The 8,802-nt window shown below is 64.2% G+C and carries 16 protein-coding genes and 1 pseudogene; 16 read left to right on the plus strand and 1 reads right to left on the minus strand.

Going from position 1 to position 8,802, the window contains the following annotated elements; translation table 11 throughout:
- The 11 genes from rplE to map all read left to right on the plus strand — a co-directional run bounded on the left by rplE (position 1) and on the right by map (position 6,423).
- A complete protein-coding gene (rplE, locus tag QM693_RS26810) occupies positions 1 to 567 on the plus strand; it encodes a 50S ribosomal protein L5 (protein WP_005239642.1) in 567 nt (188 codons plus the stop codon).
- 4 nt (positions 568 to 571) lie between these two features.
- Entirely contained in the window at positions 572 to 757 is a 186-nt protein-coding gene (locus QM693_RS26815; RefSeq protein ID WP_005239644.1) for a type Z 30S ribosomal protein S14, read from the plus strand.
- Between the two features lie 148 nt (positions 758 to 905).
- Complete coding sequence (gene rpsH / locus QM693_RS26820) at positions 906 to 1,304, plus strand: 30S ribosomal protein S8 (RefSeq protein WP_005239657.1); 399 nt, start codon at positions 906 to 908, stop codon at positions 1,302 to 1,304.
- 14 nt (positions 1,305 to 1,318) lie between these two features.
- Positions 1,319 to 1,858 (plus strand): 50S ribosomal protein L6, encoded by a 540-nt coding sequence (rplF, locus tag QM693_RS26825; protein ID WP_009479371.1) that lies wholly within the window; start codon positions 1,319 to 1,321, stop codon positions 1,856 to 1,858.
- A 1-nt stretch (position 1,859) separates the two neighbouring features.
- The gene (rplR, locus tag QM693_RS26830) at positions 1,860 to 2,267 is read left to right on the plus strand and encodes a 50S ribosomal protein L18 (protein WP_072945701.1); all 408 of its coding nucleotides are present in this window, start codon (positions 1,860 to 1,862) and stop codon (positions 2,265 to 2,267) included.
- A 31-nt stretch (positions 2,268 to 2,298) separates the two neighbouring features.
- On the plus strand, positions 2,299 to 2,955 hold the full coding sequence (rpsE, locus tag QM693_RS26835) for a 30S ribosomal protein S5 (RefSeq protein ID WP_073359810.1): 657 nt from the start codon (positions 2,299 to 2,301) through the stop codon (positions 2,953 to 2,955).
- The gene (gene rpmD / locus QM693_RS26840; protein ID WP_005239665.1) at positions 2,955 to 3,134 is read left to right on the plus strand and encodes a 50S ribosomal protein L30; all 180 of its coding nucleotides are present in this window, start codon (positions 2,955 to 2,957) and stop codon (positions 3,132 to 3,134) included. The genes rpsE and rpmD overlap by 1 nt, the downstream gene beginning before the upstream one ends.
- Before the next feature lie 2 nt (positions 3,135 to 3,136).
- Entirely contained in the window at positions 3,137 to 3,580 is a 444-nt protein-coding gene (rplO, locus tag QM693_RS26845) for a 50S ribosomal protein L15 (RefSeq protein ID WP_280782637.1), read from the plus strand.
- Between the two features lie 190 nt (positions 3,581 to 3,770).
- A complete protein-coding gene (gene secY / locus QM693_RS26850; RefSeq protein ID WP_005239668.1) occupies positions 3,771 to 5,084 on the plus strand; it encodes a preprotein translocase subunit SecY in 1,314 nt (437 codons plus the stop codon).
- Entirely contained in the window at positions 5,081 to 5,626 is a 546-nt protein-coding gene (locus QM693_RS26855; RefSeq protein ID WP_009479373.1) for an adenylate kinase, read from the plus strand. Before secY ends, QM693_RS26855 begins: the two co-directional genes overlap by 4 nt.
- Entirely contained in the window at positions 5,626 to 6,423 is a 798-nt protein-coding gene (gene map / locus QM693_RS26860) for a type I methionyl aminopeptidase (protein WP_280782638.1), read from the plus strand. The genes QM693_RS26855 and map overlap by 1 nt, the downstream gene beginning before the upstream one ends.
- 21 nt (positions 6,424 to 6,444) lie before the next feature.
- Here map and dtd read toward each other — a convergent pair whose 3' ends face one another.
- Positions 6,445 to 6,882, minus strand: coding sequence for a D-aminoacyl-tRNA deacylase (dtd, locus tag QM693_RS26865; protein ID WP_280782639.1), 438 nt, complete (start codon positions 6,880 to 6,882; stop codon positions 6,445 to 6,447).
- 264 nt (positions 6,883 to 7,146) lie between these two features.
- Here dtd and infA point away from each other — a divergent pair, with 264 nt between their 5' ends.
- The 5 genes and pseudogenes from infA to QM693_RS26890 form a co-directional block, all read left to right on the plus strand.
- Complete coding sequence (infA, locus tag QM693_RS26870) at positions 7,147 to 7,368, plus strand: translation initiation factor IF-1 (protein WP_003418601.1); 222 nt, start codon at positions 7,147 to 7,149, stop codon at positions 7,366 to 7,368.
- Positions 7,369 to 7,454: 86 nt separating this feature from the next.
- The gene (rpmJ, locus tag QM693_RS26875) at positions 7,455 to 7,568 is read left to right on the plus strand and encodes a 50S ribosomal protein L36 (RefSeq protein WP_003938068.1); all 114 of its coding nucleotides are present in this window, start codon (positions 7,455 to 7,457) and stop codon (positions 7,566 to 7,568) included.
- Between the two features lie 221 nt (positions 7,569 to 7,789).
- On the plus strand, positions 7,790 to 8,164 hold the full coding sequence (rpsM, locus tag QM693_RS26880) for a 30S ribosomal protein S13 (RefSeq protein WP_005239677.1): 375 nt from the start codon (positions 7,790 to 7,792) through the stop codon (positions 8,162 to 8,164).
- A complete protein-coding gene (rpsK, locus tag QM693_RS26885) occupies positions 8,164 to 8,577 on the plus strand; it encodes a 30S ribosomal protein S11 (RefSeq protein ID WP_005239680.1) in 414 nt (137 codons plus the stop codon). Before rpsM ends, rpsK begins: the two co-directional genes overlap by 1 nt.
- A 22-nt stretch (positions 8,578 to 8,599) precedes the next feature.
- Positions 8,600 to 8,802, plus strand: a pseudogene (locus QM693_RS26890) (30S ribosomal protein S4); the annotation flags it as partial.

The raw sequence follows: 8,802 nt of genomic DNA on the forward strand, positions 1-8,802 counted from the left end.
ATGACCTCCACTGAGAACAAGATCCAGCCGCGCCTGAAGACTCGCTACCGCGAGGAGATCAAGGCTGCGCTGAACACCGAGTTCGACTACGCCAACGTGATGCAGATCCCCGGCGTCGTCAAGGTCGTCGTCAACATGGGTGTCGGTGACGCCGCGCGCGACGCCAAGCTGATCAACGGTGCCGTCAACGATCTCGCTCTGATCACCGGTCAGAAGCCCGAGATCCGCAAGGCACGCAAGTCCATCGCGCAGTTCAAGCTCCGCGAGGGAATGCCGATCGGTGCCCGCGTCACGCTGCGTGGCGACCGCATGTGGGAGTTCCTGGACCGTCTCGTGTCCGTCGCGCTTCCCCGCATCAGGGACTTCCGCGGCCTGTCGGGCAACCAGTTCGACGGCAACGGCAACTACACCTTCGGCCTGAACGAGCAGTCGATGTTCCACGAGATCGACGTGGACAAGATCGACCGCCCGCGCGGCATGGACATCACCGTGGTGACCACCGCGACCAACAACGAAGAAGGCCGTGCCCTGCTGAAGCACCTCGGCTTCCCGTTCAAGGAGAACTGAGCTAATGGCTAAGAAGGCATTGGTCAACAAGGCCAACAAGAAGCCCAAGTTCGCGGTGCGCGCCTACACCCGCTGCCAGCGCTGCGGCCGTCCGCACTCGGTGTTCCGCAAGTTCGGCCTGTGCCGAATCTGCGTCCGTGAGATGGCGCACGCCGGCGAGCTGCCCGGCGTCCACAAGAGCTCCTGGTGAGCCGGTGACGCCGTCGCCTCGGCGGCGGCGTCACCCCACAGACTTCCGGTTCGTAACCTCGGACCGGGAAACGTAAGACCTACTTCGCGATAGGCCTGCGCCGGAAACGGCAGAGGGAACCGTTGTGAGAAAGGTAGAGGTCAACCTCATGACCATGACCGACCCCATCGCAGACTTCTTGACGCGTCTGCGCAACGCCAACACGGCGTACCACGATGAGGTGAAGTTGCCTCACTCGAAGATCAAGGCGAACATCGCCGAGATCCTCAAGCGCGAGGGTTACATCGCCGACTACCGCACCGAAGACGCCGAGGTGGGCAAGACCCTCATCGTCGACCTGAAGTACGGCCCGAGCCGTGAGCGCAGCCTCGCCGGCGTGCGCCGCGTCTCCAAGCCCGGTCTGCGTGTGTACGCGAAGTCCACCAACCTGCCCAAGGTTCTGGGCGGCCTCGGCGTGGCGATCATTTCCACGTCCACCGGCCTGCTCACCGATCGCCAGGCGGCCAATCAAGGAGTGGGCGGGGAAGTCCTCGCCTACGTCTGGTAAGGGAGGCCACCACAATGTCGCGTATTGGAAAGATTCCCGTCACCGTCCCCGGCGGCGTCGACGTCTCGATCGACGGCCAGGACGTCACGGTCAAGGGTCCCAAGGGCTCACTCGCCCTGACGATCTCCGAGCCCATTGCCATTGCGAAGAACGACGACGGCACGCTCAGCGTGACCCGTCCGGACGACGAGCGTCGCAGCCGCGCGCTGCACGGTCTGTCTCGTACCCTGGTACAGAACCTCATCACCGGTGTCACCGACGGTTACACCACCAAGATGGAGATTCACGGCGTCGGTTACCGCGTCGCTCTCAAGGGCAAGGACCTCGAGTTCGCACTCGGCTACAGCCACCCGGTCCCGATCGAGGCTCCGGAAGGCATCACCTTCGCGGTCGAGTCGCCCACCAAGTTCTCGGTGTCGGGCATCGACAAGCAGAAGGTCGGGCAGATCTCGGCCAACATCCGTCGTCTCCGTCGTCCGGACCCGTACAAGGGCAAGGGCGTGCGTTACGAGGGTGAGCAGATCCGCCGCAAGGTCGGAAAGACGGGTAAGTGATATGAGCCAGACTGCAAACCAGAAAGCCAAGCGGGTTCCGCTCGGCAAGGATGCGTCCACGAAGCGTCGCCTGTCGAAGGTGCGTCGTCACTTCCGTCTCCGCAAGAAGGTCTCCGGCACGCCCGAGCGTCCCCGCCTGGTCGTCAACCGGTCCTCGCGCCACATCCACGTCCAGCTCGTGGACGACCTCGCAGGCCACACCCTGGCCGCGGCGTCGACCACCGAGGCCGACGTGCGGGCCGCGGACGGCGACAAGAAGGCCCTCAGCGCAAAGGTCGGTCAGCTGATCGCCGAGCGCGCGAAGGCTGCCGGCGTCGAGACCGTGGTCTTCGACCACGGCGGACACGGCTACCACGGTCGCATCGCGGCCCTGGCGGACGCAGCTCGCGAAGGCGGGTTGAAGTTCTGATGACCATCATTTCGAACGGAAGGACAGCCTGATGCCGGGACGTCAGAGGCGTGACGGCGGAAGCGGACCCGCCGGACAGAATGGCCCCAACACGGGGGACAACCGCGGCGGCGGCGACCGTCGTGGTGGCGGTCGCGACGATCGTCGCGGCGGACAGTCGGCCGAGAAGTCGAACCACATCGAGCGCGTCGTCACGATCAACCGCGTGTCGAAGGTCGTCAAGGGTGGTCGTCGCTTCAGCTTCACCGCTCTGGTGATCGTCGGCGACGGTAATGGACTGGTCGGCGTCGGCTACGGCAAAGCCAAGGAAGTTCCTGCGGCCATTCAGAAGGGTGTCGAGGAGGCTCGCAAGAGCTTCTTCCGCGTTCCGATGATCGGTGGCACCATCACGCACCCGATTCAGGGTGAGGCCGCAGCGGGCGTCGTCATGCTGCGTCCGGCCAGCGCGGGTACCGGTGTCATTGCCGGCGGCGCGGTGCGTGCCGTGCTGGAGTGCGCCGGTATCCACGACATCCTGTCGAAGTCGCTCGGTAGCGACAACGCCATCAATGTCGTGCATGCGACCGTTGCTGCGCTCAAGGGCCTGCAGCGTCCCGAGGAAGTTGCGGCTCGCCGCGGTCTCCCCCTCGAAGACGTGGCTCCCGCCGGCATGCTGCGTGCACGCGCACAGGCTGGGAGCGTGAAGTAATGGCCGAACTCAAGGTCACTCAGATCAAGAGCACCATCGGTACCAAGCAGAACCAGAAGAACTCTCTGCGCACGCTGGGCCTGAAGGGCATCCGTCAGACCGTTGTTCGTGAGGACAACGCGCAGAACCGCGGTCTGATCAACGTGGTGCGCCACCTCGTCACAGTTGAGGAGGTCTAACCATGACCATCAAACTGCATCACCTGCGCCCCGCACCCGGAGCCAAGTCCAACAAGATTCGTGTTGGTCGTGGTGAAGGCGGCAAGCGCGGCAAGACCGCCGGTCGCGGCACGAAGGGCACCAAGGCCCGCAAGAACGTGCCCGCAGCCTTCGAGGGTGGACAGATGCCGCTGCACATGCGTCTGCCCAAGCTCAAGGGCTTCACCAACCCGTTCCGCACCGAGTACCAGGTCGTCAACGTCGGCGACATCGCCCGTCTGTTCCCCGAAGGTGGACAGGTCACGGTCGAGGACCTCGTTGCCAAGGGTGCCGTTCGCAAGAACCAGCTCGTCAAGGTTCTCGGCGACGGCGACCTGACTGTCGCCGTCCAGGTGACGGTCGACAAGTTCACCGGCTCCGCCAAGGAGAAGATCGCTGCTGCCGGTGGTACCGCCACCGAGCTGTGAGCTATCACCGCTAGCCAGTAGATGGCCGCAGTACAGCCTCGCGCTGTACTGCGGCCATTTGCGGCTGTACGGGCAGCACTGCCGCAGGTCTCCCAACTGTGCGTTCAGTTGCCACTGTTAGAGTTCTAGAGTTCATTCACGGACAAGTCTGCTTTCGACTCGTCTCCCCACCGTCGTGCCAGGAGGATCTTTGCTTTCCGCCTTCGTCTCGGCCCTCAGGACCCCAGACCTGAGGCGGAAGATCCTCATCGCGCTCGGTCTCGTTGCGCTCTATCGCATCGGTGCCGTGATTCCGTCGCCGGGCGTCGACTACGGGAACGTCCGAGCCTGTGTCGATCAGCTGTCGGGCGGTGACTCCGCGGGTATCTACTCGCTGATCAACCTGTTCTCCGGCGGCGCGCTACTCCAGCTGTCCATTTTCGCGATCGGCATCATGCCGTACATCACGGCCAGCATCATCGTCCAGCTGTTGACGGTCGTCATCCCGAAGTTCGAGGAACTCCGGAAGGAAGGCCAGTCCGGCCAGGCGAAGATGACGCAGTACACGCGTTATCTGTCGATCGCCCTGGCGATCCTGCAGGCCACCGGCATCGTGGCGCTCGCGTCGCGCGGCCAGCTGCTGCAGGGATGCCAGGAAGAGATCATCGCCGACAAGAGCATCTTCGGCCTCGTGATCATCGTGCTGGTCATGACCGCGGGCGCTGCTCTCGTCATGTGGTTCGGTGAGGTCATCACCGAGCGCGGTGTCGGTAACGGCATGTCCCTGCTGATCTTCTCGGGTATCGCGTCCCGCCTGCCGTCCGAGGGCAAGGCCATCCTGGACAGCCGTGGGGGACTGATCTTCGCGATCATCTGCGTCGCGGCCCTCGCCATCATCGCCGGCGTCGTGTTCGTCGAGCAGGGCCAGCGGCGGATCCCGGTCCAGTACGCCAAGCGCATGGTCGGCCGCAAGATGTACGGCGGCTCGTCCACGTACCTGCCGCTCAAGGTCAACCAGGCCGGCATCATCCCGGTCATCTTCGCGTCGTCGCTGCTGTATCTGCCGAACCTCATCGCGCAGCTCACCGGCGCCACGTCGTCCGCCGATCCCAGCTGGTGGCAGCGGATCATCAACGAGTACCTGGTGAATCCGAACAACCCGGTGTACATCGTCATCTATTTCGCGCTGATCGTGTTCTTCGTGTTCTTCTACGTCGCGATCACGTTCAATCCGGAAGAGCGCGCGGACGAGATGAAGAAGTTCGGCGGTTTCATTCCCGGTATCCGCCCCGGTCGCCCCACCGCGGACTACCTGAATTACGTGCTCAACCGCATCACCGTTCCCGGCTCGATCTACCTCGGCCTGATCGCGGTGCTGCCCCACTTCTTCCTGTCCGGAAGCCAGACCTCCAGCAGCATCTTCGGTGGTGCGGCCGTGCTGATTCTCGTCAGCGTCGCCCTGGACACGGTCAAGCAGATCGAAAGTCAATTGATGCAACGTAACTACGAAGGGTTCCTCAAGTGAGACTTGTCCTCCTTGGTCCTCCCGGTGCAGGCAAGGGCACCCAGGCCGCGATTCTGTCCGAGAAGCTCGGCGTCCCGCACATCTCCACGGGCGACCTGTTCCGCGCGAACATCGGCCAGGCCACCCCCCTCGGCCTCGAGGCGAAGAAGTACCTGGACGCCGGGGACCTGGTTCCCAGCGAGATCACCAACAACATGGTGAAGGCCCGTGTCGGCGAGCCGGACGCGGCCAACGGATTCCTCCTGGACGGCTTCCCCCGGACCGTCGACCAGGCTCAGGCACTCGAGGCGATCCTCGCCGAGCTGAACACCAAGCTCGACGCAGTGCTGTCCTTCATCGTCGACGAGGACGTCGTGGTCGAGCGGATGCTCGCCCGTGGCCGCGCCGACGACAAGGAAGACGTCATCCGCAACCGGCTCCGGGTGTACCGCGAGGAGACCGCGCCGCTGCTGGACTACTACAAGGACCAGCTGGTGACCGTCGACGCCCTGGGCGAGGTCGACGAGGTCAACGCGCGCGCACTGGCAGCGTTGGGTAAGTAATGGGCTTCGGGCGTAAGCGCAAGGTCGTTCCGTTCCGGACCGCAGGCGAGCTCGACGCAATGGCGGCCGCCGGTGCCATCGTCGGTGCGGCTCTGGTGGCGGTCCGCGAAGCGGCGAAGCCGGGTGTGAGCACGCTCGAACTCGACGAGGTGGCCGAATCGGTCATCCGCGGCGCAGGCGCCGTGCCCTCGTTCAAGGGCTACCACGGGTTCAGCGGATCGATCTGTTCGTCCGTCAACGATCGTGTGGTGCACGGGATTCCCTCGGCGGAAGACATTCTCGCCGAGGGAGACCTCGTCTCCATCGACTGCGGCGCCATTCTCGACGGCTGGCACGGCGACTCTGCGTGGACCTTCGGTGTCGGAGACATCATCGAAGCGGACCAGCAGCTCAGCGACGCCACTCGGCTGTCCATGGAGGCGGGGATCGCGGCGATGCTTCCCGGCAACCGCCTCACCGATATCTCCCACGCCATCGAACTCGGCACCCGCGCCGCCGAGGTGGCGCACGACCGTAAGTACGGCATCGTCGACGGCTACGGCGGTCACGGCATCGGCCGGGAAATGCACATGGAGCCGTTCCTCGCCAACGAGGGCGCTCCGGGCAAGGGGCCGCAACTGGTGGTCGGTTCCGTTCTGGCGATCGAACCGATGTTGACCCTCGGCACCACCGATACCGTTGTCCTCGAGGATGATTGGACCGTCGTGACCTCCGACGGCACCCGTGCCGCACACTGGGAGCACACGGTCGCGGTCACCGAGGACGGGCCGCGCATCCTGACCCTGCGTCCGGAGTAGCGGCCGCCCGCGGGTGCGGGCCTACACGTCGATGAGCAGCGTCACCGGACCGTCGTTGACGAGGCTGATCTCCATGTGTTCGCCGAATACGCCGGTCTCGACGGTCGCGCCCAGCGCGCGCAGGGCGCCGGTGAACTCGTCAACCAGTGGTTCCGCCACCGGCCTCGGCGCCGCGGCGGACCAGGACGGGCGCCGGCCCCGGCGGGTGTCCGCCATGAGCGTGAACTGACTGGCGACGAGCACCGGGGCGTCGAGGTCGGACGCGGACCGTTCGTCCTCCAGGATGCGCATGGTCCACACCTTCTTCGCGAGCAGGGCCGCCTTCGCCTCGTCGTCGGTATGGGTGACGCCGACCAGGACGAGCAGCCCGTGGCCGCCGGCCGGGGGAGTGATTCGGCCGACCTCCTCGCCGTCGACGCGGACCGACGCGGACGTCACTCGCTGTACCAGGGCGCGCACGCACACCATCCTTCGCATCGTGGCCGTGGGTATCGGAAGTCGAATTCTCGCCGGGCTTGCGGGTCCGTCAAGGACCGCATTTGGCCTGGTGAGCAATTTCCCGTAACATGGATCAACGGTGCGCTATGCGTGCCGGTTGTCTGCGTGCCCAGTGCCGGATTCGATCCGGATTGTTCATGTTTCGGCCGGTGAAGATCCCATTGGGCGCCACGGTAACGGAAACAGATGCAATAAGCACGCCAAACCACATGGATCGCGGAGGATATGGCTAAGAAAGACGGGGCCATCGAGGTCGAGGGACGAGTAGTCGAGCCGCTGCCCAATGCGATGTTCCGCATTGAGCTCGAGAACGGCCACAAGGTTCTCGCCCACATCAGCGGAAAGATGCGTCAGCACTACATTCGCATCCTCCCGGAAGATCGCGTTGTCGTAGAGCTCTCGCCCTACGACTTGTCGCGCGGACGCATCGTTTACCGGTACAAGTAAAGCTTCCCCGCCCGACCAGGTCGGGGAGAAGTACGTCCGCTGCGGCTCTGCGTAGTGGGCTGCCACAAAACAGGAGATCAGAAGACGTGAAGGTTCAGCCGAGCGTCAAGAAGATCTGCGAAAAGTGCAAGGTGATCCGTCGTAACGGCCGGGTCATGGTGATCTGCGAGAACCTGCGCCACAAGCAGCGTCAGGGCTAGATCTCCGCTTTTCGAGGATCTGCTTGGCAACAAGCAAAGATGACCTCCCAGCACCAGCCAGTACTCACGGCTTTCGAGCAGGTACTGGTTCACCCCCGGCACGGAGGCCGGGGCCCCACTGAGTTAGTTGAAGCATTGTCGGTCGCGAGACCGCCGACGTTTGAAGAGGCACAGGGGATGGACTGGGAGCAGACCTCCGCACACCGATAGGAAATGCCGACATGGCACGTCTCGCAGGTGTCGATCTTCCCCGTGAAAAGCGGATGGAGATCGCACTTACTTACATCTACGGCATCGGCCGTACCCGCTCCAAGGAGATCCTGGACGCCACCGGCGTCAGCCCGGATCTTCGGAGCAAGGATCTCTCGGACGAGGATCTGGCCAAGCTCCGCGAGTACATCGAGGAGTCGCTGAAGGTCGAGGGTGACCTTCGCCGCGAGGTCCAGGCCGACATCCGACGCAAGATCGAGATCGGCTGCTACCAGGGCCTGCGCCACCGTCGTGGTCTGCCCGTGCGTGGTCAGCGCACCAAGACCAACGCCCGCACCCGTAAGGGTCCGAAGCGCACCATTGCAGGCAAGAAGAAGGCGAAGTAATGCCCCCCAAGTCACGTAGCACCGGTCCGAAGAAGACCCAGAAGGCGCGTCGCAGGGACAAGAAGAACGTCCCGCACGGCGCCGCTCACATCAAGAGCACGTTCAACAACACCATCGTGTCCATCACGGACCCCGCCGGAAACGTGATTTCCTGGGCGTCCTCGGGACACGTCGGCTTCAAGGGTTCGCGTAAGTCGACCCCGTTCGCCGCTCAGCTGGCCGCCGAGAACGCAGCCCGCAAGGCGCAGGAGCACGGTGTCAAGAAGGTCGACGTCTTCGTCAAGGGCCCCGGCTCCGGCCGTGAGACCGCGATCCGCTCGCTTCAGGCCGCTGGCCTCGAGGTCGGCACCATCTCCGATGTCACCCCCCAGCCGCACAACGGCTGCCGTCCGCCCAAGCGGCGTCGGGTCTAGCGGGAAGGATAGGTAGAAGAAAATGGCACGTTATACCGGACCCATCACCCGCAAGTCGCGTCGTCTGCGCGTCGACCTCGTTGGAGGCGACCAGGCGTTCGAGCGTCGTCCCTACCCGCCGGGCCAGCACGGCCGCGCGCGGATCAAGGAGAGCGAGTACCTGCTCCAGCTGCAGGAGAAGCAGAAGGCTCGCTTCACCTACGGCGTCATGGAGAAGCAGTTCCG

Source organism: Rhodococcus sp. IEGM 1305 (assembly GCF_030058635.1).
GTDB lineage: Bacteria > Actinomycetota > Actinomycetes > Mycobacteriales > Mycobacteriaceae > Rhodococcus_F > Rhodococcus_F opacus_D.

Bases quoted from the DNA above. Each gene is read 5' to 3' on its own strand.
- rpsM (WP_005239677.1), top strand. From the start codon at position 7,790: ATGGCACGTCTCGCAGGTGTCGATCTTCCCCGTGAAAAGCGGATGGAG.
- infA (WP_003418601.1), top strand. From the start codon at position 7,147: ATGGCTAAGAAAGACGGGGCCATCGAGGTCGAGGGACGAGTAGTCGAG.
- rpmD (WP_005239665.1), top strand. From the start codon at position 2,955: ATGGCCGAACTCAAGGTCACTCAGATCAAGAGCACCATCGGTACCAAG.
- map (WP_280782638.1), top strand. From the start codon at position 5,626: ATGGGCTTCGGGCGTAAGCGCAAGGTCGTTCCGTTCCGGACCGCAGGC.
- rpsE (WP_073359810.1), top strand. From the start codon at position 2,299: ATGCCGGGACGTCAGAGGCGTGACGGCGGAAGCGGACCCGCCGGACAG.
- rplE (WP_005239642.1), top strand. From the start codon at position 1: ATGACCTCCACTGAGAACAAGATCCAGCCGCGCCTGAAGACTCGCTAC.
- rplR (WP_072945701.1), top strand. From the start codon at position 1,860: ATGAGCCAGACTGCAAACCAGAAAGCCAAGCGGGTTCCGCTCGGCAAG.
- rpsK (WP_005239680.1), top strand. From the start codon at position 8,164: ATGCCCCCCAAGTCACGTAGCACCGGTCCGAAGAAGACCCAGAAGGCG.
- QM693_RS26815 (WP_005239644.1), top strand. From the start codon at position 572: ATGGCTAAGAAGGCATTGGTCAACAAGGCCAACAAGAAGCCCAAGTTC.
- rplO (WP_280782637.1), top strand. From the start codon at position 3,137: ATGACCATCAAACTGCATCACCTGCGCCCCGCACCCGGAGCCAAGTCC.
- rpsH (WP_005239657.1), top strand. From the start codon at position 906: ATGACCATGACCGACCCCATCGCAGACTTCTTGACGCGTCTGCGCAAC.
- rplF (WP_009479371.1), top strand. From the start codon at position 1,319: ATGTCGCGTATTGGAAAGATTCCCGTCACCGTCCCCGGCGGCGTCGAC.